The organism is Bacillus sp. PK3-067 (genome assembly GCF_056738645.1).
In genome coordinates this window covers 4653464-4677886 of the sequence record NZ_CP096490.1, presented here as the reverse complement: position 1 = coordinate 4677886, position 24423 = coordinate 4653464, and the positions used below count along the sequence as shown (strand labels likewise).

Here is a 24423-nt window from a genome sequence, read left to right as displayed (position 1 = left end):
ATAAATAAAGAAGGTGAAAAACGTGAGATTAGATAAATTATTAGCAAATATGGGATATGGAAGTAGAAAAGAAGTAAAGAAATTATTGAAAGATGGCGTTGTGAAAATTGATGGAACGCCAGTAAAAGATGCGAAAGTTCATGTAAATGTAGAAGAGCAAGAAGTTATGATTCACGGTGAAGTTGTGGAATACAAAGAATTTGTTTACTTAATGATGCATAAACCACAAGGTGTTATTTCAGCGACGGAAGATGATAATCATGAAACAGTAATAGATTTATTAGAATTAGAAGATGCAATCTTTGATCCGTTCCCAGTTGGACGACTTGATATCGATACGGAAGGCTTCTTATTGATAACAAATGATGGGAAGTTATCACATCAATTATTATCTCCGAAAAAGCATGTGCCGAAAAAATATTATGCACACGTTGCAGGAGTAGTAACAGAAGAGGATGTAAAAGAATTTGCTAAAGGTGTTATTTTAGACGATGGCTATGAAACAAAGCCAGGTGCACTTACAATATTGAAAAGCGATGATATTTCTGAAATTGAGCTTGTGATTACGGAAGGGAAATTCCATCAAGTGAAGCGTATGTTTGAAGCGGTAGGAAAAAAAGTAGTCTACCTAAAGAGAACAGAGATGGGTCCGTTAGTATTAGATGAAGAACTAGAACTTGGACAATACCGAGAGCTAACAGATGAAGAAGTAGAAATGTTAAAAACATATCAAGTAGATACTGAAAAGTAGTACCTTTATAGGCGCAGAAAAGACCCCTTTCTAATTATTAGAAAGGGGTATGTATTTATTTACCATACAATTATTTTTCGTTATGAGGTCATTCTCACTTTCTTTCCTGTTGTTGTCCACTTACCGCGGCAAGGGCTATACACGAGTTCATTAAACTGCAACACATTTAGATCACGTTGTATCGTTCGCGGTGTGATCCCGAACTCATCTACAAGGTCTTTCGTCGTTACCGTTCCGTTTTCATTGATGTACATATAAATTGATTTAATGCGTGTTAGCATACGAGTAGTTGTAGGTTTCAAGAGAAAACCACTCCTCTACTAGTTTTTTTGACCCCATTCAGGAAAGAAGGTCGTTACTACCATTGTACTCTACATGATAAAATTCATGCTTTAATCTACTTAAATTTTACAGAAATTTAACAAATATTCATATAGAAAAATATTGGTAGTTGACATTGTATATATGGTCAGTCAACTAACACATAAAATTCTACGTAAAACGCCAAATTCCTGCAAATTTTTTTGAAAAAACAAAAGAAAAACTAATAAGAAATATCTGAAATATTACAATTGTTCGGTATTTAGTTTTCGTGTATGGCATAAGAGATTTCTGTTTGTTATGATGAAAGAAACAATATAGTGAAGGATGGATGCGTGATGTCAGCGATTAATTGGACAGAAGAAGTTGCAAAACGAAAAGATGATTTAATTCGTGATACACAACAATTTTTACAAATTAAAAGTGTATGGGAAGAAGAATCTGCGAAAGAGGGCGCACCATTCGGTGAAGGTGTAGAAAAAGCTCTATCTTTCATGTTACATAAAGGAGAAGCTGAAGGTTTTGCTTCTAAAAATTTAGAAGGATATGCAGGTCATCTTGAAATGGGACAAGGAGAAGAATTAGTAGGTATTCTTTGTCACGTTGACGTTGTACCAGAAGGAGATGGCTGGACGACTCCCGCATATAGTGCGGATATTCGCGATGGAAAGATTTTTGCACGTGGTGCAATTGACGATAAAGGCCCAACGATGGCAGCATATTATGCAATGAAAATTGTGAAAGAATTAGGCTTACCTCTTTCAAAACGTGTTCGTATGATTATAGGAACAGATGAGGAAAGCAATTGGAAATGTGTAGATCACTACTTTAAAAATGAAGAAATGCCAACAATTGGTTTTGCGCCGGATGCAGACTTTCCAATTATTAATGCAGAAAAAGGAATTTCTGATATACAAGTTGTGCAAAATGGTAGTGAAGAGAAAAAAGGTACATATGAACTTGTTTCATTTGATTCAGGGCGCCGTTTAAATATGGTTCCTGATTTTGCAGAAGCAGTTATTACAGGAGAAGATGTAAATGCACTTACAGTAGCATATGAAGAGTATTTACAAACTGCTAAAAAAATAGGGAAATCGACTATAGAAGGAAATACAGTGACGTTGCAAATAGAAGGAATTTCAGCGCACGGATCTACTCCTGAAAAAGGAGAAAATGCAGGTTTATTATTAGCAAACTTCTTAACTACAGTTTCACTTGATGGAAAAGCAACTGCATTTGCGACATTTGCAACAGAAACATTTACTGGTGATATTTTTGGTGAAAAAGCTACTATTGCTTACAAAGATGAAATTAGCGGTCCGTTAACAGTGAATGTCGGTCGCATTTCTTATACGAAAGAAAACGGTGGTAACTTAGGGCTAAACGTACGTTACCCAGTTACAACTAACTTTGAAGAAACAATTGTGAAGTTGAAAGAATATGTTGGTACGCATGGTTTTGAAGTGGCTGACTATTCTAATTCTCGCCCACATCACGTCGATAAAGATCACGTATTAATCCGTACGTTACAACGTGTGTATGAAGAACAAACAGGTGAAAAAGCAGAACTATTAGCAATCGGCGGCGGTACTTATGCTCGTTCATTAAAAGCTGGTGTGGCATTTGGCCCGCTATTCCCTGGAAAAGAAGAACTTGCGCATCAAAAAGATGAGTATATCGAAATTGAAGACTTATTGAAAGCAACAGCAATTTACGCGCAAGCAATTCATGAATTAGCGAAGTAATGGATATATAAATAATGTCCGCTCTCTATTTTGGAGAGCGGCTTCTTTTTACCTGAATGAGATAAGAAAGAAAAGCAACAATAGAAAAGAAGGAGAAGATGTACATGGAACTGCATTATTTTGTCGCAATTACGTTACCGAATCATATAAAAGAAATGCTGTCTAACTATAAAGAGGATATGCAAGAGGAATTACAATTTCGTTCATGGGTACATAAAGAAGACTATCATATTACCCTTTCATTTTTAGGGAGTGCAACGGGGGAACAATTAGAGGGAATAAAGAATGGATTAAAAACAATTGCAGAAACAAAAGAACTATCGTTCACATTACAAGGTTTTTCAACGTTTGGTAGGGAAGATCAGCCTCGTATTTTTTGGGCGAAGGTAAGTGAGAATCACGATTTGTTTCAGTTGCAAAAGCAAATACATGCCATTTGTGAAGAAAATGGATTTTCTCTAGAAACACGCCCATATCACCCGCATATTACCGTTGCTCGTAAATGGATAGGAGAAGAAAAGTTTCGTTTAGAAAGTATAAAAGAAGTGCCTGAAATATCATTTCAAGCAGATACAATTACTTTATACGAATCCCACGTGAAAGAAACCCCGAAGTATAAATCGATTGCTGAAATAAAATTACAAAAATAGAATGTTGAAAACGTTTTTTATGCAGGTGAATATACTATAGAGAAGAATGGAGTTACTGTATAGAGTCTTGTTGATAAGAAAAGCCTTATCATTTGCAGCTCATTTTATCTCGCCTAATTGGTGAAGGCTAATAATAAGTGAGGATGGAGAAATTTTCTCGCTCATTAAAGTTTCACTTTATTTTAACTTTGAGAATGATGGTGATTTTTTTATGTTGAAAGTAAAACGTCCATTTGATGCCTATTTAGATGAAATGAATAAAATTACAATTTTGCTCCCACATGCGTATGGAACAAGTCGGACATTTCGTTTGCAAGAAGGAAGTAATGTGAAAGATTTACCGATTGCTCATACTATTGCGCTTCCAGATGCAACGAAGTATGAGTGCTTTATAGAAGAGCCGCTAGATGTGGGGAAGTATTATACAGTACGAGATGAACGGAATGAAGAAACTGATTTACAAATAGGTGCTGTTATTCGAACAAAAAGTTTCGATGAAAAGTATTATTACGAAGGTACAGATTTAGGTGCTGTTTATCAAAAAGAAGAAACGACATTTAAAGTATGGGCCCCAACTGCAAGGCTTGCGAAAGTAAGAATTTATAAGAGCGATAAAGAATATACCGATCATGAAATGTACAGGGGAGAAAACGGAGTTTGGATTCAAACATTACAAGGTGATTTAGACGGAGCACGCTATACATTTCTTGTTTGTATTAATTTAATATGGAACGAAGCTGTGGATCCTTATGCAAAGTCGGTGACGGTAAATGGAAAACATGGTGTTGTTATCAATTTAGAAAAAACCAATGTAACAAGACGAGAGGGATTACCAACATTACAATCAATGACAGATGCCATATTGTATGAACTGCATATTCGTGATGCGACTATACATCCAAATAGTGGAGTAATTCAAAAGGGAACATATAAAGGATTGATGGAAGAGGGAACAACAGGACGGAATGGGACATTAACAGGGTTGTCTCATATAAAAGATTTAGGTGTTACACATGTTGAACTATTACCTTTATATTGTTTCGGTGGTGTAGATGAGGCGAATCCTTCGTCCGCCTATAATTGGGGATATAATCCATTATATTACAATGCACCAACAGGATATTATGCTACAAACCCCTCTGATCCGTATAACAGGATAGTTGAGTGCAAACAACTAATTGAAACATTTCATGAACAAGGTATTAGGGTGATTATAGATGTTGTCTATAATCATGTTTATGAAAGAGAGCTATCATCATTTGAAAAGCTTGTTCCAGGATACTATTTTCGTCATGGTGAAGATGGTATGCCTTCTAATGGGACGGGAGTCGGAAATGATATAGCGTCTGAACGGAAAATGATGAGGAAATTCATTGTAGAGTCTATTTTATATTGGCTTACTGAATACAATGTCGATGGATTCCGATTCGACTTAATGGGAATTTTAGATGTTGATACAATGAATATGATAGAAAAAGAAGTGCGAAACATAAAACGAGATGCTTTGTTATTAGGAGAAGGATGGGATTTACAAACACCGCTTCCTGCCAAAGAAAAAGCAACGTTAAATAATGCGAAGAAAATGCCACATATCGCGCAGTTTAATGATCAATTTCGTGATGGGATAAAAGGGAGTACATTTCATATAAATAAGCGTGGTTTTGCATTTGGTGGGCATGTAGACTGTAATCATTTGCAGTATATTGCAGCAGGAAGTCTTTTAAGTATGAAAGAAACAGGGCTGTTTCTAGAGCCAGCGCAAAGCATTAACTATGTAGAATGTCATGATAATATGACGATGTGGGATAAACTAGTGCGCAGTAATGAAGAATCAGAAACGATTTTGAAAAAACGTCACCTGTTAGCGAGCGCAATGGTTATTCTTTCACAAGGCATCCCTTTCTTACACGCAGGGCAAGAGTTTTATCGTACGAAGAAAGGAAATGAAAATAGTTATAATGCAAATGATGAGATCAATCAATTAGATTGGGATCAAAAAGAGAAAGAGATAGAGACTGTTAACTATATAAAAGGTTTAATTGCGATTCGTAAAGAGCATGGGGCATTCCGATTACAAAGCGCAGACCTTATAAAAAAACATATGACTTTTTTACAAACATCTACAGAAGTACTTGCATATCACCTAGAGCATGTAGAAACGTTTGGGCCATGGAAAGAGATTATCGTCTTATTTAATAGCGGTTTAGAAGCTAAAACTGTGCAACTTCCGAAAGAAGCAACGTGGCATGTGTTAGTAAACGAAAACGAAGCGAAAATAGAGCCAATTTCTTCATTTAGAGGAAAGGAACTTAAGCTCGCTCCAATTAGCACGTATATATTGACGATAATGTGACAAATCGCTACTTGACGATGAGAATGTAATAAATGTAGAATTGACAAAGGTGACGATTTTGATAAGTTGTCATTCTATGACAGGTTTTGTAAAATAAAATAGAGGATTTTTGGCTTAGGCTAATTTTTCTTTTCATTTACAGTAAAATATATGAATCCACAACATGTGTAGAAATGTTGCGGTTTTTCTTTTCATAACTATAAAAGATAAGGATTTGTTAACGGGTAATGAATATGGAATGGTTGGAACAATTATTAGGAAAAGAGTGGAGTCTTGTACCGGCTGGTGGAGTAACGGGCGATGCATATATTGCGCAAAACGGACAACAGAAGTTATTTTTAAAGCGGAATACATCGCCCTTTTTAGCGGTATTGTCAGCAGAAGGAATTGTTCCAAAATTACTTTGGACAAGAAGGGTAACGAATGGTGATGTAATTTCTGCTCAAAAATGGCTTCCGGGACAGAAGCTAGAGCCAGAGGATATGAAACTAGAACGTGTTGCGAAACTTTTGAAGAAAATACACTCCTCTAAAGCGCTTGTACAGATGATTCAAAGACTTGGGAAGCAGCCGCTTCACGCACAAGAGTTATTACAACAACTGCAACTCGTTTTAAGAGGAGATATAAGGGATGATGAAACAATTCAGCAAGGCCTTCAATATTTAATGGATTCATTAAAAGCTATTGAATACAATGAATTCGTTGTATGCCATTGTGATGTAAATCATAACAACTGGCTATTGTCGGATGAAGATGAATTGTTTTTAATTGATTGGGATGGAGCTGTAATTGCTGACCCAGCTCTAGACCTCGGTATGTTATTATATTGGTACATTCCGCGCCAGGAATGGAGTGAGTGGCTCGGTTACTATGATATTGAAATGGATGAATCGCTGCTTAGGCGTATGAGATGGTATGTGATAGCACAAACGATTTTGTCTATTCAATGGCATACAACAAAAAAACAGCAAGCAGAAGCTGAATATTGGCATCAATATTTACAGCAACTACTTGCTTCAGAATGATACTTAAGAAAAATTGTCCATTCCAGCAATCCACTGAGTAAGTTGTTCTTGATTATTGGAAATATGGTTGTCCAAATTAGAGGAAGATTTACCCGATTGACTATAAGAATATACATCGTTTAGCATTGTTTTAGCGTCACTACTTATATTATCGTTTGCGAGTAACGATTGAATGAGGCGCTCTAATTGCTCGCATTCTGAAACTGTCCCGCAGCAATCACTTTGGTGGTTGACTAAAATATCTTTCAGCACTTCTAATTGATGTTGTTGATTAATTGGCATGAACGGATCATCCTTTCGATTGTTTTTCTCTTCAAATGTAAGAGAAAAAGCTGTTTCGTCATGGAATGTTTAATGCTGTATGTAGTTTTTATCAAAATGGTACATCTTATACTTGAAAGAAACGGACCGAGTGCTCGTACGTACTTGGTTTTTTGTTTGGTAGATTGATTAGAAAAGAAAGAAGGAATTATTCCTTTAAAATAGCTATGTAAAGAGAGGGAAACATCTATGCGTTTAAGACATAAACCGTATGCAATGGATCGAATTAATGAATATTCACATATCGTAATCGGAAACCCAGAGGAGCGCGCTGGTAGCTGGAAAGAAGTATTTGGAAACGAACAACCAATTCACATTGAAGTAGGTACAGGTCGTGGCCGCTTCATGTATGATATGGCGAAAGCGAATCCACATATTAATTATATTGGAATTGAAAAATTCACAAGTGTTGTTGTAGATGCACTTGATAAATTAATTGAAGAAGAATTACCAAACTTAAAGTTAATTAATAAAGATGCTGAAGATTTAACAGTTTTCTTTGCGAAAGGTGAAATTGATCGCGTTTATTTAAACTTCTCAGATCCATGGCCAAAGAAACGTCATACGAAGCGTCGTTTAACGTATAAAACATTTTTACGTAATTACGAAGAAGTGTTAGTAGAAGGCGGAGAAATTCATTTCAAAACAGATAACCAAGGTTTATTTGAATATTCTCTTATGAGTATGGCTGAGTATGGTATGTTACTAACGTACTTAAGCTTAGATCTTCATAACAGCGACTTTGAAGGTAACATCATGACTGAATACGAAGAGAAATTCTCTAGTAAAGGTCATCGTATTTACCGAGTTGAAGCAAAATATCGTACAGAGCCTATGCAGTAATGCGTAGGTTTTTTTACACCTAAAATAATCAGAATTTTATGCTAAGATTAATTAAAAAGGGGGATGTGTAATGGAACAGTTACAAATTGGAGATATAAAAGTAACGTGGTTAAAAGGCGGGAATACACATTTAGATGGAGGAGCAATGTTTGGAGTCGTGCCGAAAGTACTTTGGTCACGTAAATATAAACATAATGATACAAATCATATTTATTTACGAACAGATCCGTTACTTTTGCAAACAAAAGATGGAAATATGCTCATTGATTCCGGGATAGGAAACGGTAAGTTGAATGAGAAGATGAAACGCAATCAAGGTGTAACAGAAGAATCATCGGTTTATGAATCATTAGAAAAATTAGGATTAAAGCCTGAAGATATCGACTACGTCTTGGTGACACATCTTCATTTTGATCATGCATCTGGTCTAACAAAATGGGAAGATGATCACCTTGTACCGGCATTTCCAAATGCGAAAGTTTACGTAAGTGAAACAGAATGGAATGAAATGAGAAGTCCAAATATTAGATCACGTAATACATATTGGAAGGAAAATTGGGAGCCAATTGTAGATCAAGTTGTTACGTTCCAGCAAGAAATAGAAATTACAGATGAAATCAAGATGGCACATACGGGTGGGCATAGTGATGGACATGCAGTCATCATTTTGGAGAGTCAAGGGGAAACGATGCTACATTTAGCAGATCTCTTGCCGACGCACGCGCATCAAAATGTATTATGGGTAATGGCATACGATGATTATCCGATGACCTCGATTGAAAATAAGCAAAAGTGGATGAAGTATGGTGCTGAAAAAGAGGCATGGTTTACGTTTTACCATGACGCATATTATCGAGCTGTGAAGTGGAATGAGGAAGGTCATATCGTAGAAAAAATAGAACGGAAAACGAGTATAGAAGCATAAAAATAGGAGGTTGTTCCATCATATTTATTGGAGCAGCTTCTTTTTTATTGTCGGGTTTTGTCGGTAAGTCGATATATTTAAAAATCGCTGATATAATTTTAATCAATACCCGCAATTTCAAAAAAATAAGAGGTTCACCTAATGGGAACCCTCCGTTTTATGCTGCTATAACCTCTAAAACAGTACCTGTTTTAGCATCAACTAAAAATTCAAATCGTTCTTGTATATCATTTAACATCGTTGTAAGACCGCCGCGATAAACTTCATATGCGACATCATATTTTTCAAATGTCTCTGGAACCATATGTACCCAAGAGCCAGTAATTTCACCTTTATGACTTAATGCTTGTTTCACCATTTTCAATGCTTTTTCTGAAGAAATATGGGATTGTTCTTGTACTTTGTTTGCAACGAGATAACCAGCTGCGAACCCAACGCCAAGACCTGCTACTAAACCTTTCCAGCTCATATATTCACCTCAATTCTATAAAATAAAAATAGTGTACCGATAATAATTATAAAGCAAATACAGCTAAAAAAGAAGAAACTAGAAACATTTCGAAAATTTCGTTACAATAAAAGAGGTATTCTACTAAGGTTTGAAAGAAGGGGACTTCGTGAATAAAGAGACATTACAATTATTTCGTACGTTAACAGAATTACAAGGTGCATCAGGTTTTGAACATGATGTACGCCGTTTTATGAAACAAGAATTAAGCAAATATGCGGATGAAATTGTACAAGACGGTTTAGGTAGCGTATTTGGTCTGAAAAAAGGGGACGAAACTGGCCCACGTGTTCTTGTAGCAGGTCATATGGATGAAGTAGGTTTCATGGTTACGCAAATTACGAAAAACGGAATGCTTCGTTTTCAAACGTTAGGCGGCTGGTGGAGCCAAGTTTTATTAGCACAGCGTGTACAAGTTATGACGAAGAATGGTCCTGTTATTGGGGTTGTTGGTTCTATTCCTCCTCATTTATTAAGTGACGCGCAACGTGCAAAACCGATGGATATAAAAAATATGTTAATTGATATAGGTGCAGATAGTTATGAAGATGCGATTGAAATTGGTGTAAAACCAGGACAACAAATCGTGCCGATCTGTCCGTTTACACCGATGGCAAATGAGAAGAAAATTATGGCGAAAGCTTGGGACAACCGTTACGGATGTGGTCTTGCAATCGAATTGTTAAAAGAATTAAAAGACGAAACATTACCAAATACATTATATTCTGGTGCTACTGTACAAGAAGAAGTAGGTCTTCGCGGAGCGCAAACCGCTGCAAATATGATTCAACCAGACATTTTCTATGCGCTGGATGCAAGTCCAGCAAACGATGCATCTGGTGACAAAACACAGTTCGGTCAATTAGGAAAAGGTGCTCTTCTTCGTATTTACGATCGCACGATGGTAACACATAGAGGAATACGCGAATTCATTTTAGATACAGCAGAAACAAACAACATTCCGTACCAATACTTTATTTCACAAGGTGGTACAGATGCGGGCCGTGTACATACAAGTAACTCTGGTATCCCATCAGCAGTAATTGGTGTTTGTGCGCGCTACGTTCATACACATGCTTCAATTTTACATGTTGATGATTATGCAGCGGCGAAAGAATTAATTACGAAGCTTGTAAGAACAACAGATAAAACGACGTTAGAGACAATTAAGAATAACGCGTAGAGAGGAAGAAGGGCTGAAGAGCCTTTCTTTTTTTAGCTTGAATAGATGACCCATCCATGAGTGGGAGCGGTCAGTGCCTAATTGGTGCTCGAATGGTGTATTAAGACCCTAGATAGGAAAAGAGAGGAAGGCTGTTTTTGTTTTTGAAGACGGTAATGTTGCTAGAAAAAACCTTCTTTTTTAGGCTGAATAGATGACCCAGCGATGAGTGGGAGCGGTCAGTGCTTAATTGGTGTTCGAATGATGTATGAAGACTCCAAGTAGGAAGTGAGAGGAATGCTGTTTTTGTTTTTGAAGACGGTAATGTTGTTAGAAAAAACCTTCTTTTTTAGGCTGAATAGATGACTTGGTGATATGTGGTAGTGGTTGATGCTTAATTCGTATCTGATAGGGATATTAGAATAGAATGATGAATTTTTATAGAGGTGAACGAAATGAAAGTAGTAGTAGGATCAAAGAATAAAACGAAGGTTGGCGCTGTGGAGAAAGTTTGGAAAGATGCTGAAATTACATCTCTTTCTGTTCCGTCAGGAGTATCAGCTCAGCCTTTCTCAGATGAAGAGACGATGCAAGGAGCGATTAATAGAGCGAAGCGAGCGCTAGAGGAAGGAGAAGCTCCAATTGGTATTGGGCTAGAAGGCGGCGTAATGAAAACGGAGCACGGTTTATTTATGTGTAACTGGGGCGCGCTAGCAACAATGGATGGGAAAGTATTTGTGGCCGGAGGAGCGCGTATTACGTTACCAGACGATTTTTTAGCACCTCTTGAAGATGGTAAGGAATTAAGCGAAGTGATGGAAGAGTTTGTGCAGCGAAAAGATATTCGTAGTCACGAAGGTGCTATCGGTATTTTTACAGATGATTATGTCGACCGCACGGAATTATTTGTACACGTTGTTAAGTTGTTAGTTGGGCAATATAAGTATGACAAAAAGCAAGCATAAACCTTGCACCGTACGCGATGTATGGTAGTATAAAAGAAAGATTATAACATGAAAAATGCACCCGTTAGAGGAGGAAATATAGATGAAGTCATTAGAAAGCATGGAGCAATTCCAACAGTTAAAAAATGAAGAGAATGTAGTCTTTATGTTCTCAGCAGAATGGTGCCCAGACTGCCGCTTTGTAGATCCATTTATGCCAGAAGTAGAAGAGAAATATAGTGATTTCTCATTTTACTATGTAGATCGTGATGAGTTTATTGATCTATGTGTAAAATTAGACGTATTTGGCATTCCGAGCTTTGTAGCGTACAATAAAGGTGAAGAAACTGGTCGCTATGTAAACAAAGATCGTAAAACACAAGAACAAATCGAAGAGTTCATTGAAGGTTTAAAATAAGGCAATTTGCCAATTGAATTGTAAAACAACCTCTACCTTCGCGGGGGAGGTTATTTTTTTGGAAGGGAGGAAAAAAGAGATGAAGATGACAAGTAAAAAGATGAAAGATGAGTTAATAAAGAAATTATCTCGCCCAGAATGGGACTTTCAGTATGATAGTGAGAAAGAAGTTTTACGTATTGAACAAACAGACTCCAAAAAAGGTATTAACGTATCGCTTCCAGGAGTTGTGGCAAAATGGGAAGTGAACAAGGAAAAGGCAATTGAAGAAGTTGCTTATTACGTACAAGAAGCGCTAATTGCGATGCATAAAGAAGAAAATAGCGGAGCGAAAATTTTACCTGTTATTCGCTCTACTTCTTTCCCGAAACAAGCAGAAGAAGGAAATCCGTTTATTATGACGGATCATACGGCGGAAACACGTATTTACTACGCGCTAGATTCGAATAAAACGTATCGACTAATTGATGAGCGTCTATTACAAAAATTAGAACTTACAGAACAGCAAGTGCGTGAAATGGCATTATTCAACGCACGCTCATTAGGTTATGAATTTAAACAAGACACAGTAGCGGGTAATACATTCTACTTTTTAAACACAAATGATGGGTATGACGCGACTCGTATTTTAAACGAATCGTTACTACAATCGATGCGTGAAAAGATTTCTGGTGACATGGTTGTTGCTGTTCCTCACCAAGATGTATTAATTATTGCTGATATCGTCAACGAAATCGGTTATGATATTATTGCACAAATGACAATGAAATTTTTTGCCGAAGGGCATGTTCCGATTACATCACTTTCATTCGTATATGAAGATGGAGAATTTGAACCAATCTTTATTTTAGCGAAAAATCGGAAGAAGACAGATGGAAAAGAGAAAGGATGAACGAAGTGAACGTTTTTTACAACCTTGAAGGAATTGGTGACACTTTAATTGTTGCCTTACAAGATATTACTTTAGAGAACCGTACTTTTGATCGCAAAGGAGATGTTGCACGCGTATATGATCGTGAAAGCAATGTAACAGCAGGATTCAACATCTTTAATGCATCTTCTTACTTAGAAGTAAAAGAAACAGGCAACCTTACATTAACGAAAGAGCTTGTAGAGAAAATCAACGAAATTTTAGCGAAGAATGGCTTTGAAGAAACAGTAGAAGCAGATCTTTCTCCGAAATTTGTTGTAGGCTATGTAGCTGAAAAAGAAAAGCATCCAAATGCTGACAAGCTAAACATCTGTAAAGTAGAAATCGGTACAGAAACATTACAAATCGTATGTGGTGCACCAAACGTTGATGCAGGACAAAAAGTTGTCGTTGCAAAAATTGGTGCTGTAATGCCAAGTGGTATGTTAATTAAACCAGCAGAACTTCGCGGTGTTCCTTCTTCTGGAATGATCTGCTCTGCACGTGAATTAGAGCTTCCAGATGCTCCACAAGAAAAAGGTATTCTTGTATTAGAAGATAGCTTTGAAGTTGGACAAGAGTTTAAATTTTAATTGATATAAGAAAAGAGAGGTTGTCCTTTTGGGCAGCCTCTCTTTTTGTTTTGTCATTTTTTGTTGGTAAGTCGATATTCCGTGTCGAATCGTTGATATATGTAGAGTTACGATAGATATATTTGAAAAATCGTTGATATATGTAGAGTTACGATAGATATATTTGAAAAATTGTTGATATATTGAGAGTTTTGACAGATATATTCAAAAAATCATTCATATTATAAGGATGTCACCTTTTTTCTTAAAATCTATATTGTATTTTATAAACAAACTAGTTAAAATTTAGAAAAATAGAAGGGGATAGACGTATGAAACAACAAATAAAAATCGCAGAACTTCTAAAACGAATTGAAACTTCAAAACAGCAAGATATTGAGCTAGGTACTTATGAAATATATGTGTTTAGTGAAAGTGAATTAGAAAAAGGACAAATCGGTTACCGATACGATAAACATAAAAATTCATTAATAAGTGAAGAAAACGGAAAGTGGCAAGAAGGATGGATTACAATTGGATATGAAACGGATATGGGCGATCCAGTTTTCGTAAATATAGATGATGACGCTTATCCGGTTTATACTGCAGAACGTGGTACAGAAAAATGGCAGCCAGTTTATATTGGAAATATGGATGAGATTATAGGGCAATTATAAGAAAAACTTTGAATCCGGTGCAAAGTGATGGGAGAGAAGTATGAAGTATATAAAAATAATGAGCATGATTGCATTCATTGGAATATATATGGCCGGTTGTTCACAAGAGCAGCCGAAAAAAGAAACTACATCTTCTATACAAGAGAAAAACAAAGATACCAAAGAAGACGCACCGGTAGAAAAGCAGCAAGAACAAGAAAAGAATGAAGAGTCACAAGCAATTCAAACGAATGAGCAAGTAGAACATAAGCAAGAGGAAGTATCATCTGAGGAAAAGAAAGAAGAAACTACGCCAGTACAGCCAACTGAGCAACCAGTGCAAAATAATGAACAAAAAGTAGAGGGTAATGAAAAACAAGAGAAGTTTCTCGTCGTTATTGATCCAGGACATCAACAAAAAGCGAATTTAAATTTAGAGCCAATTGGACCAGGGGCAACAACGCAAAAATATAAAGTGACAGACGGTACAACAGGTGTTGTGACGAAAAAGAGAGAGGCTGTACTTGTATTAGAAATGGCTTTTTTATTAAAAGAAAAGCTTGAAGCAAAAGGGATACAAGTATTAATGACGAGAACATCACAAGACGTTGATATAAGTAATAAAGAACGGGCGACATTCGCAAATAATCATAAGGCGAATTTATTTTTACGTCTTCATGCAGATGGTTCTGAAAATCCAAACGAAAGTGGGTTTGCTGTATTGACGCCGGCAGAAGGAAGTCCGTATACGAAAGAGATTTATGCGGAAAGTCTTCAAATCTCTCAAATGATTGTAAATAAAATGAGGGAGAACCAGCAAGTAAAAGTAAATGGAATTAAATTTCGGGATGATCTTTCTGGATTTAATTGGGCAAAGGTTCCTGGTGTGTTATTAGAACTTGGGTTTATGTCAAACTATGAAGAAGACAAAAAATTATCTGACCCGCAGTATGTAAATTCTTTATTGCAAAGTGTAACGGATAGTGTAGATGCATATCGGAAGAGTAAAGCTTAAACGCAGTCTTACATGAAAGGCTGCGTTTTTCCATATGAAAACACTCGTAAATTAGAATATTGTGGATAAATATGACATGCTTAATTTTACCTGCACTTTTTGCCGAATGCTGATACAATAAAGGATGTTACTATTTAGTAGAAAGAGTGGTAAGCATGTTAGATTGGATGAAAAAGCTGTTTAACAAAGAGGAAGAACAAACAGCGATGAATAAAGAAGTACCAAAGCAAATTGAAAGTCAGCCGAAAATTCCTCGTGTAAACCACTACACTGAAGCAAGAGAAGCACAAATGGCAAGTAGGAATGCAGGTAAATGCCGTTTTCCTTTAGTACCGGATAATGGGTTCGATGAAGAGGATGAAAGCGAAGTAAATCGCTTTGAAGAACAACCTGTTCAAGGAGTAGCATATGAAGAACCGACTGCCCAAAGAGGAATAAAGGTGGAAAGAAGCAGACGACCGTATGTGGAAAAGGTTGTTTCTACATATGAAGAACCGGAAGTGCAATATGAACCGGTGCGGGAGTCTGTCGTTAAAAAGGCATCTGCACCTTCGCAAGAGAGTAACCGTAGACCATTTCGTCCAACAGAAATGATTTCGCCAATTTATGGATATAATCGTCCTTCAGTAGAGAAAAAGGTTGAAAAGCAGGAGGAAGTAAAAGAAAGAGAAGATCTTGAAATATCTGTAGAGGGTAAATCAGTCGTTGATGCATGGTTAGAGAAAAAAGGATATAAATTATCTGATTTCTCAGAAGGACAAGCACCAACTTCTTCTAGTCATAGAGCTGCTAACCAGCAAGGAGAGCAACAATATGAAGAGAATAAAAAGGAAGAAAAGTCAGTAGTTGATCAATGGCTAGAGAAAAACGGTTATGAAATTGAACGCCAAGTGCCTTTAGTAGAAGAAAAAGAAGTGATTAAAGAAATGAGTACACCGCAGGAAGTTTCAGCGGATGAATTACTTCATAAAACAGTAGCTGAGCAGATGGAAAGTGCTAAGCTAGAAAAAGATGTAGTGGTGTTAAACGAAAACAATCTACAAGAAGAATTAGTAGCTTCTAAAGTAGAGCACGAGGATACAATATTATCAGAAGAAATTAAACGTAATACAGAAATAAAACAACCTACTATTGAAGTAGAAAAGCAAGCTCCAGAAGAATCAGTGATTGTCAAAGCAGAAGAAAAACTTGAAGAAACAATCATTGTGGAAATACCAGAAGAAGTGTCAAAAGTAGAAGTAATTGCAGAAACGGAAGAGCTTGAAGAAGTAGTTATGGAAACAGAGGCACCTGAAGAAGTGGAAGAAGAAGTGGAAGTAATTGCAGAAACGAAAGAGCCAGAAGAAGTAGTTATGGAAACAGAAGAAGTGGAAGTAATTGCGGAAGCAGAAAAAGTAGAAGTGATTGTAGAAACAGAAGAGTCAGAAGAAGTGGAAGTAATTGCGGAAGCGAAAGAGTCAGAAGAAGTGGAAGTAATTGCGGAAGCGAAAGAGTCAGAAGAAGTGGAAGTAATTGCGGAAGCGAAAGAGTCAGAAGAAGTGGAAGTAATTGCGGAAGCGAAAGAGTCAGAAGAAGTGGAAGTAATTGCGGAAGCGAAAGAGTCAGAAGAAGTGGAAGTAATTGCGGAAGCGAAAGAGTCAGAAGAAGTGGAAGTAATTGCGGAAGCGAAAGAGTCAGAAGAAGTGGAAGTAATTGCGGAAGCGAAAGAGTCAGAAGAAGTGGAAGTAATTGCAGAAACAGAAGAGTCAGAAGAAGTGGAAGTAATTGCAGAAACAGAAGAGTCAGAAGAAGTGGAAGTAATTGCGGAAGCGAAAGAGCTAGAAGAAGTGGAAGTAATTGCGGAAGCGAAAGAGTCAGAAGAAGTGGAAGTAATTGCGGAAACGGAAGAAGTGGAAGTAATTGCGGAAGCAGAAGAAACAGAAGTGATTGCAGAAACAAAAGCGCCTGTAGTAGAGACATTTGTAGCACTTGAGGAAATTCAGCAAGAAGATGAAGCAATTGAACAAAAGAGTGAATTCATACATGTTGCTGAGGCTGATGAACAAACGAAGAAAGATGTTCAAAGCTTTGCGAATGTTTTAATTGCAGAAACAGAGGAAAATAGACGAGTTGTAGAAGAAGCACAGGTCGCAGAAGAGCAACGAGTTGTAGAAGAAGCGCCAGTCGTAGAAGAGCAACGAGTTGTAGAAGAAACACCAATCGCAGAAGAGCAACCAGTTGTACAAAAAGAAGAACCAAAACGTGAGAAAAAGCGCCATGTACCATTTAATGTTGTTATGTTGAAACAAGATAGAACACGATTAATGGAAAGACATGCAGCTAGAGCAAATGCAATGCAGCCTTCTGCTAATGTACGAGTAGAGAATAAGCCAGTACAACAAGAGGTAGCAGAACCACAAGTGGAAGAACGCCCAGTGCAGCAAGTAGTAGCAGAACCACAAGTGGAAGAAAACCCAATGCAGCAGGTGGTAGTAGAACCACAAGTGGAAGAACGTCCAGTGCAGCAGGTGGTAGTAGAACCACAAGTGGAAGAGCGCCCAGTGCAGCAGGTGGTAGTAGAACCACAAGTGGAAGAGCGCCCAGTGCAGCAAGTAGCAGAACCACAAGTGGAAGAACGCCCAGTGCAGCAAGTAGTAGCAGAACCACAAGTGGAAGAGCAACCAATGCAGCAAGTAGTGGTAGAGCAAGTACAAAAGCCAATTTCAAGTACGGAAGTACAAGAGAAAGCATATGTTGTAAATCAAAGAGAGAACGATATGCGAAATGTATTGCATACACCACCGACATATACTGTTCCACCATTAGCGCTGTTGTCGATTCCACAGCAATCAGCGTTAGATAATACAGAATGGTTAGAGGAGCAGAAAGAATTATTAGATACAACGTTTAATAATTTTCACGTTGGCGCACATGTTATTAATGTATCGCAAGGGCCAGCGGTAACTCGTTTTGAAGTACAGCCAGACCCAGGTGTGAAAGTAAATAAAATTACAAACTTAAGTGATGATATTAAGTTAAGTTTAGCTGCGAAAGATATTCGTATTGAAGCGCCGATTCCAGGGAAGAGTGCAATTGGAATTGAAGTTCCAAATAAAGAAAGCAAGCCAGTATTTCTTCGCGAAATTTTAAGAAGTCCTGTATTCACAAAGAGTGAATCACCGCTTACTGTTGCGCTTGGACTTGATATTTCAGGGGACCCAATTGTAACGGATATTCGAAAAATGCCGCACGGACTTATTGCGGGTGCAACGGGTTCAGGTAAAAGTGTGTGTATTAACGCCATTTTAACGAGTATTTTATATAAAGCGAAACCACATGAAGTGAAGTTAATGTTAATTGATCCGAAGATGGTTGAGCTTGCACCATACAATTCTGTTCCGCATCTTGTAGCACCTGTTATTACGGATGTAAAAGCAGCGACAGCTGCATTAAAATGGGCAGTTGAGGAAATGGAACGCCGTTATGAATTGTTTGCACACGCAGGTGCTCGTGATTTAACTCGCTACAATACGATTGTAAGTGAGCGAGAAATTCCAGGAGAGACATTACCTTATATCGTTATTGTCATTGACGAGTTAGCCGATTTAATGATGGTAGCACCTGGTGATGTTGAGGAAGCGATTTGTCGTATTGCGCAAAAAGCACGTGCTTGTGGTATTCATTTATTAGTAGCGACGCAGCGTCCATCTGTAGATGTTATTACAGGTTTAATTAAGTCAAACATTCCAACGCGTATTGCGTTTACTGTATCATCTCAAGTTGATTCGCGTACGATTATTGATATTGGGGGCGCGGAGAAATTACTTGGCCGTGGTGATATGTTATTCTTAGGGAACGGTACATCTAAACCAGTTCGTGTACAAGGTGTATACGTATCGGATGATGAGATTGAAAAAACAGTTGATCATGTGAAAAAGCAAATGAAGCCGAATTACTTATTTAAGCAAGAGGATTTATTAGCGAAAACAGAACAAGCTGAGTCGGAAGACGAATTGTTCCTTGATGCATGTCAATTTGTTGTAGAACAAGGGGGAGCGTCCACATCTTCTGTACAGCGAAAATTCCGCATCGGTTATAATCGCGCGGCACGTCTCATTGAAGAGATGGAATCGCAAGGAATTATTTCTGAAGGTAGAGGAACGAAACCGAGAGATGTCCTTATTTCTGAGGATGAATTTGCCGCTATGCAGGAAACAAATGTATAGTAAACGGTTTTGCTGTATACTAAGAGAAAATGTTGGATAGTAAAGTAGGGAGTAAAGCGACATGAAAGAAATTGAATTAAAATTAAAAGGTGAAATAAATAGACTAACAAATAAAACATTTAAATTTGACGAACGTGTTGGAGAAGGTTGGTTCTCTGCCGTTTACTTTTTAAAGACTAGAGAAATCATCGAAGAATTTCGCCCGAAAAGTGTTGTAACGATGCAATTTTTCCAAAAGGAAAATGCAGTTCTTTGCGGAACGGATGAAGTAATTGCATTGCTACAAACATTCGCTAAAAATCCTGAGGAACTTGAAATTAACTCTTTAAAAGATGGCGATAAAATTAGTCCATTTGAAACAGTGTTAACAATTCATGGTCCTTATGAAAATTTCGGATTTTTAGAAGGTGTCATTGATGGGATTTTAGCTCGTCGTACATCGGTTGCGACAAACGTATATAACGTTGTCCAAGCTGCGCGTAGCGTAGATAAAGAAAAACCAGTTATTTTCATGGGAGATCGTGATGATCATTATACACAACAAGCTGGTGACGGTTATGCAGCATACATCGGAGGTATGAGCGCACAAGCGACGCATGCGATGAATGAATGGTGGGGCAAAAGTGGTATGGGGACGATGCCTCACGCATTAATTCAAATGTTTAATGGTGATGTTGTGGAAGCGGCAAAAGCATATCATAAGAAATTCCCAGAAGATGAATTAGTTGTATTAATTGATTACAACAATGATGTCATTACAGATGCACTTCGCGTAGCGCGTGAATTTGGATCAACATTAAAAGGTGTACGTGTAGATACGTCCCGCACGATGATTGATCAATACTTTATTCGCCACCCAGAAGTACTTGGAACATTCGATCCACGTGGTGTAAACCCATCGCTTGTATTCGCACTTCGTAAAGCACTTGATGAAGAAGGATTCCAGCATGTAGACATCGTTGTAACTGGTGGATTTGATGAGAAGCGTATTCGTGAATTTGAAGCTCAAAACGTACCTGTTGACATATACGGGGTAGGAAGTAGCTTATTAAAAATGAATATTGGCTTTACTGGTGATAATGTAGAACTAAATGGGAAACCAGAAGCAAAAGCTGGTCGTAAATATCGTCCAAACCCACGTTTAGAGCGTGTTCAATTAGAAAAAAGAGAAGAGATGTAAAAGAGAGAAAAACTGATAGGTGATTGACCCTATCAGTTTTTCTGTTATCATAGTATAGCGGCTTCTTTTTTGCTATAATGGACTTATTATGGACATATAAAGAAGTACGTACGAGTTTATCCTGATAAGTGAAGGGAAAGAATAACTTCACTACATCAAAAATGTATGATGATTACCAAAATAAGAAAAGATTCATATACTGTCTTATAGATAGGCCGTTGTATTAGTTCGAAATGTTGGAGGTTCTTTAAGATGACAGTTTACCATTTTGTAGGAATTAAAGGAACAGGAATGAGTTCATTAGCGCAAATTCTTCATGATATGAAGCATACTGTTCAAGGGTCTGATTATGAAAAGCGTTTCTTTACACAAACAGCGTTGGAAAAGCGTAGTATCTCGATCCTTCCTTTTGATAAGAATAATGTAGAAGAAGGACAAGTGATTATTGCAGGAAATGCATTTCCTGATACGCATGAAGAAATCGTAGCAGCAAAAGAATTAAACATCCCAGTCCATCGTTACCATCATTTCTTAGGTGACCTGATGAGCCAATACACAAGTGTTGCTGTAACTGGTGCACACGGAAAAACATCAACAACAGGTTTGTTAGCCCATGTAATGCAAGGTGCACACCCAACATCTTACCTTATTGGAGATGGAACAGGGCATGGGGTAGAAAATAGTAAGTATTTTGTATTTGAAGCTTGTGAGTATCGTCGTCATTTCTTGTCTTATAATCCAGACTATGCAATTATGACGAATATTGATTTTGATCATCCAGATTATTTTGCAGACATCAATGATGTATTCAGTGCATTCCAAGAGATGGCATTGCAAGTGAAAAAAGGCATTATTGCATGTGGAGATGATGAAGAACTTCAAAAAATTCAAGCGAAAGTACCTGTTATTTTCTATGGATTTGGAGAAGATAATGATTTCCAAGCACGCAACATTCAAAAGAGAACAGATGGTACGATATTTGATGTATTCGTTCGTAACACGTACTATGATACGTTCAAAATTACAGGATACGGCAATCACAGCGTATTAAATGCGTTAGCAGTAATCGCGCTTTGCCATTATGAAAATGTTGATGTAGAAGCAGTAAAACATCAATTAACAACTTTTGAAGGCGTAAAACGTCGCTTTAATGAAAAGCCGATGGGAGAGCAAGTAATCATCGATGACTACGCACACCATCCGACAGAGATTAATGCAACGATTGAAGCTGCTCGTCAAAAACATCCAGAGCGTGAAATTGTCGCTGTATTCCAGCCACATACATTCTCACGTACAGAAAAGTTCTTAGATGAGTTCGCAGAAAGCCTAAGCAAAGCTGACCAAGTATACTTATGTGATATTTTCGGATCAGCACGTGAAAACAAAGGTGAATTAACAATCGAAGATCTGCAAAAGCGTATTGACGGTGCAGAATTAATTACAGATACAACAACGGATGTATTAAAGAAACATAAAAACGGCGTTCTAATTTTCATGGGCGCAGGTGACATCCAAAAATTCGAAGCGGCTTACGTAAAAGAAGTTCAAGTTGCAGAGAAATAATAGAAAAGACGCATAGCTTGGCTGTGCGTCTTTTTTATGTTGTCGTGGTTGTGCATTAATGTTGAAACGTCGATATATATGGAGTTGTGTTCGATATGTTTCAAAAATCGTTGATATATTGGTACGCGTTTTGAAATATAAATGTTAGAATAATAAGAAAACTAAAAAGGGGACTAAAAAATATGTTCACACTCCGAGTAGATGACGAAATCGAACTACAATTACTAGAAAAACATCATAAAGAGGAACTATATCAATTAATAAATCAAAACCGTAACCATTTAAGAAGATGGCTTCCTTGGGTAGATGGGACGAAATCTGCTGATGCTTATGATGAGATTTGTCCGATGTGGTTAAAGAAGTTTGCAGAGGGAGACGGTTTTGAAAGTGGCATACGTTATAAAGGGAAGCTTGTTGGGATGGTAGGCATTCATCCAGTGAGCTGGGGGAAGAAAGTGGCGAGCCTTGGATATTATCTGGCAGAAGATGCTGGCGGGAAAGGCATTATGACGCGTAGCGTAAAGGCTGTACTTCACTATGCATTTGAGAATTTAAAATTAAATAAAATGGAAATTAGATGCGGTGTTGAAAATGTGAAAAGCCGCGCGATCCCAGAACGTTTAGGATTTAAGTTAGACGGTGTTTTAAGAGATGAAGAATGGCTATACGATCACTTCCACGATATCGCTGTATATAGTTTATTAGCTTCAGAGTGGAAGGAGATTCGATGAACGAGAAGATTCATATTGTTCCGTATGAAAGTAAATTTCAAGACGAAGTAGTAAATCTTATCGTTCATATTCAGCAAAAAGAGTACAATGTCCCCATTACGAAAGAAGAGCAGCCAGACCTGCTTGAAATAGAAACATTTTATCAAAGGAATCATGGAAACTTTTGGGTAGCAAATTATGATGGTAAAGTAGTTGGAACAGTAGCTTTATTAGATATTGGGAATCATCAAGTAGCGTTAAGAAAAATGTTCGTAAAAAAAGAATTTCGCGGAAAAGAGTGGGGTGCATCACATAAGTTGCTCCAAACAGCAATTTCATGGGCTGAGAATAAAAAGCTGAAAGATATTTACTTAGGAACGACAGTGAAATTTTTAGCGGCGCATCGCTTTTATGAAAAGAATGGTTTTCAAAGTGTGAGTATAGACGAGTTGCCGAAAAACTTTCCGGTGCTACAGGTAGATAAGAAATTTTATAGGTACATTGTGTAAAAGGTCATTTAGAAATGGCCTTTTTCTATGAACTAAAATGGAAATAGTGGTATAATTTGGATTAGGGGGTGTAGGTATGAACTTTCCAATTCAAAGAAGTAAGTCAGTAGTCATTTTCGTTTGCCTTACGTTAGTTTTTATGTTTATATATCCAATTGTCATGCTTTTCACTAATAAAGCGCATTGGATGTCAGCGTTGATTGGGATGGGTTTATGCTTCATTGTAAATGTACCACTCGTTTGGGAAGTATTTATTAAAAAACATAAAGTAGAAAATGGCGTATTAAAGTACGGTATTTTAAATGATGATATTGTATTAAAAGATGTGAGAATTATACGTCAGGTCGGAAAGTCTCTTGAAATTACGACGAATGCATATAAAGTACATATGGTTGCGATGCCGCAAGATATGAATGAATTTTTGGCGCTTATCGAAAAAGAAAATCCACATGTGAAAATAGAAATGGTGGGTAAGAAATGAAATATGTAAAAGCTTTGTTTTGCTTAGAAATATTACTGGTGCTTGCTATTTGCACTAGAGTATATATGAAATGGGATTTGCCCTTATATATACCAATATTAATAAGTACTATTGCAGTGGCACTTTTATATTATTTTCATTTTCAGCAAACAAAAAGTGAGAAAAGTAGCACTATGTAGTTAGGGGGATTAGAAATGAAAAAAGCCCTTATGTTATTTTTACTTCTGTTAACTGCATCCTTTCTTTTAATAGGGTGTAGTGCGAAGAAGGAAAAGGCTGATATGAACTTAGAAAAGGCACAAAAAGTTGAAATTGAATCACTTACTGATTCAAGTGAGAAAAAAGTAATTACCGATAAGAAAAAAATTGAAAAGCTGTTTGAAGTCATGAAAATGGATAAGTGGAAAATGCAATCGGCTCCTTTAGATACTCCGCAAGGGAAAACATTTACAATGTATCAAGAGGATACACCGAAATTATTGGATTCGAGTAAAGATAAAAAAGAGTTACATGAAATTGGTACGATGACAGTATATAAAGATGTCCCTTATGTCGAAGTTGAAATGAAAAATAAGAAAATGAGTTTTAAAGTGCCAGAAGATGTGGCGAAAGAGTTATTAAAGTATTAATAAAAAAAACGCTCGGAAAAATCCCGA

General features: G+C 37.1%; 25 protein-coding genes. 22 read left to right on the top strand and 3 right to left on the bottom strand.

The features are described from left to right. The first annotated feature begins 22 nt into the window (after positions 1-22). The gene (locus tag M1D73_RS24095; RefSeq protein WP_001234947.1) at positions 23-751 is read left to right on the top strand and encodes a pseudouridine synthase; all 729 of its coding nucleotides are present in this window, start codon (positions 23-25) and stop codon (positions 749-751) included. A gap of 80 nt (positions 752-831) precedes the next feature. Here the strand turns inward: M1D73_RS24095 and M1D73_RS24090 are convergent, their stop codons facing one another. Continuing rightward, entirely contained in the window at positions 832-1053 is a 222-nt protein-coding gene (locus M1D73_RS24090) for a DeoR family transcriptional regulator (RefSeq protein WP_000805512.1), read from the bottom strand. 357 nt (positions 1054-1410) lie between these two features. Between M1D73_RS24090 and pepV the strand changes: the two genes are divergently transcribed. The 4 genes from pepV to M1D73_RS24070 all read left to right on the top strand — a co-directional run bounded on the left by pepV (position 1411) and on the right by M1D73_RS24070 (position 6845). Next, positions 1411-2817, top strand: coding sequence for a dipeptidase PepV (gene pepV / locus M1D73_RS24085; RefSeq protein WP_001274236.1), 1407 nt, complete (start codon positions 1411-1413; stop codon positions 2815-2817). Positions 2818-2921: 104 nt separating this feature from the next. Then, positions 2922-3467, top strand: a complete 546-nt coding sequence (gene thpR / locus M1D73_RS24080) for an RNA 2',3'-cyclic phosphodiesterase (protein WP_000418986.1) — start codon at positions 2922-2924, stop codon at positions 3465-3467. 211 nt (positions 3468-3678) lie between these two features. Further along, a complete protein-coding gene (gene pulA, locus M1D73_RS24075; protein ID WP_000921751.1) occupies positions 3679-5820 on the top strand; it encodes a type I pullulanase in 2142 nt (713 codons plus the stop codon). Between the two features lie 227 nt (positions 5821-6047). Continuing rightward, positions 6048-6845, top strand: coding sequence for a phosphotransferase family protein (locus M1D73_RS24070; RefSeq protein ID WP_001986674.1), 798 nt, complete (start codon positions 6048-6050; stop codon positions 6843-6845). Between the two features lie 3 nt (positions 6846-6848). Here M1D73_RS24070 and M1D73_RS24065 read toward each other — a convergent pair whose 3' ends face one another. Beyond that, positions 6849-7127 (bottom strand): YtzH-like family protein, encoded by a 279-nt coding sequence (locus tag M1D73_RS24065; protein WP_001122235.1) that lies wholly within the window; start codon positions 7125-7127, stop codon positions 6849-6851. A 228-nt stretch (positions 7128-7355) separates the two neighbouring features. Here M1D73_RS24065 and trmB point away from each other — a divergent pair, with 228 nt between their 5' ends. Both trmB and M1D73_RS24055 read left to right on the top strand, forming a co-directional pair. Next, entirely contained in the window at positions 7356-8009 is a 654-nt protein-coding gene (gene trmB, locus M1D73_RS24060; RefSeq protein WP_001239385.1) for a tRNA (guanosine(46)-N7)-methyltransferase TrmB, read from the top strand. Positions 8010-8079: 70 nt separating this feature from the next. After that, positions 8080-8934, top strand: a complete 855-nt coding sequence (locus M1D73_RS24055) for a YtnP family quorum-quenching lactonase (RefSeq protein WP_481157972.1) — start codon at positions 8080-8082, stop codon at positions 8932-8934. Positions 8935-9091: 157 nt separating this feature from the next. Here M1D73_RS24055 and M1D73_RS24050 read toward each other — a convergent pair whose 3' ends face one another. Continuing rightward, the gene (locus M1D73_RS24050; RefSeq protein ID WP_000118543.1) at positions 9092-9403 is read right to left on the bottom strand and encodes a PepSY domain-containing protein; all 312 of its coding nucleotides are present in this window, start codon (positions 9401-9403) and stop codon (positions 9092-9094) included. Positions 9404-9551: 148 nt separating this feature from the next. Between M1D73_RS24050 and M1D73_RS24045 the strand changes: the two genes are divergently transcribed. From M1D73_RS24045 to M1D73_RS23975, 15 genes are all read left to right on the top strand, one after another. Continuing rightward, positions 9552-10625: a M42 family metallopeptidase gene (locus M1D73_RS24045; RefSeq protein WP_001031514.1), complete on the top strand. Its 1074-nt coding sequence runs from the start codon at positions 9552-9554 to the stop codon at positions 10623-10625. 434 nt (positions 10626-11059) lie between these two features. Beyond that, positions 11060-11569, top strand: a complete 510-nt coding sequence (locus M1D73_RS24040) for a DUF84 family protein (RefSeq protein ID WP_000869940.1) — start codon at positions 11060-11062, stop codon at positions 11567-11569. Between the two features lie 82 nt (positions 11570-11651). Next, positions 11652-11966: a thioredoxin family protein gene (locus M1D73_RS24035; RefSeq protein ID WP_000838193.1), complete on the top strand. Its 315-nt coding sequence runs from the start codon at positions 11652-11654 to the stop codon at positions 11964-11966. A gap of 79 nt (positions 11967-12045) precedes the next feature. After that, positions 12046-12858, top strand: coding sequence for a DUF1444 domain-containing protein (locus M1D73_RS24030; protein WP_002180003.1), 813 nt, complete (start codon positions 12046-12048; stop codon positions 12856-12858). Next, entirely contained in the window at positions 12855-13469 is a 615-nt protein-coding gene (ytpR, locus tag M1D73_RS24025; protein ID WP_001006770.1) for a YtpR family tRNA-binding protein, read from the top strand. The genes M1D73_RS24030 and ytpR overlap by 4 nt, the downstream gene beginning before the upstream one ends. Before the next feature lie 311 nt (positions 13470-13780). Further along, positions 13781-14125, top strand: coding sequence for a hypothetical protein (locus M1D73_RS24020; protein WP_000813166.1), 345 nt, complete (start codon positions 13781-13783; stop codon positions 14123-14125). 40 nt (positions 14126-14165) lie between these two features. Beyond that, a complete protein-coding gene (locus M1D73_RS24015; RefSeq protein WP_000874046.1) occupies positions 14166-15119 on the top strand; it encodes an N-acetylmuramoyl-L-alanine amidase in 954 nt (317 codons plus the stop codon). A 155-nt stretch (positions 15120-15274) separates the two neighbouring features. After that, a complete protein-coding gene (locus M1D73_RS24010) occupies positions 15275-19324 on the top strand; it encodes a DNA translocase FtsK (RefSeq protein ID WP_481157971.1) in 4050 nt (1349 codons plus the stop codon). A 61-nt stretch (positions 19325-19385) separates the two neighbouring features. Continuing rightward, on the top strand, positions 19386-20504 hold the full coding sequence (locus M1D73_RS24005; protein ID WP_000658370.1) for a nicotinate phosphoribosyltransferase: 1119 nt from the start codon (positions 19386-19388) through the stop codon (positions 20502-20504). Positions 20505-20756: 252 nt separating this feature from the next. After that, positions 20757-22067: a UDP-N-acetylmuramate--L-alanine ligase gene (murC, locus tag M1D73_RS24000; protein WP_000219468.1), complete on the top strand. Its 1311-nt coding sequence runs from the start codon at positions 20757-20759 to the stop codon at positions 22065-22067. Positions 22068-22249: 182 nt separating this feature from the next. Then, complete coding sequence (locus M1D73_RS23995) at positions 22250-22798, top strand: GNAT family N-acetyltransferase (RefSeq protein WP_000494663.1); 549 nt, start codon at positions 22250-22252, stop codon at positions 22796-22798. Continuing rightward, positions 22795-23286, top strand: a complete 492-nt coding sequence (locus tag M1D73_RS23990; protein WP_001003091.1) for a GNAT family N-acetyltransferase — start codon at positions 22795-22797, stop codon at positions 23284-23286. Before M1D73_RS23995 ends, M1D73_RS23990 begins: the two co-directional genes overlap by 4 nt. A gap of 76 nt (positions 23287-23362) precedes the next feature. Further along, positions 23363-23767 (top strand): PH domain-containing protein, encoded by a 405-nt coding sequence (locus tag M1D73_RS23985; protein ID WP_001010641.1) that lies wholly within the window; start codon positions 23363-23365, stop codon positions 23765-23767. Then, a complete protein-coding gene (locus tag M1D73_RS23980; protein ID WP_000878324.1) occupies positions 23764-23946 on the top strand; it encodes a hypothetical protein in 183 nt (60 codons plus the stop codon). Before M1D73_RS23985 ends, M1D73_RS23980 begins: the two co-directional genes overlap by 4 nt. Positions 23947-23961: 15 nt before the next feature. Then, positions 23962-24396: a hypothetical protein gene (locus tag M1D73_RS23975; RefSeq protein WP_000709855.1), complete on the top strand. Its 435-nt coding sequence runs from the start codon at positions 23962-23964 to the stop codon at positions 24394-24396. The last annotated feature ends 27 nt before the right edge of the window (positions 24397-24423 follow it).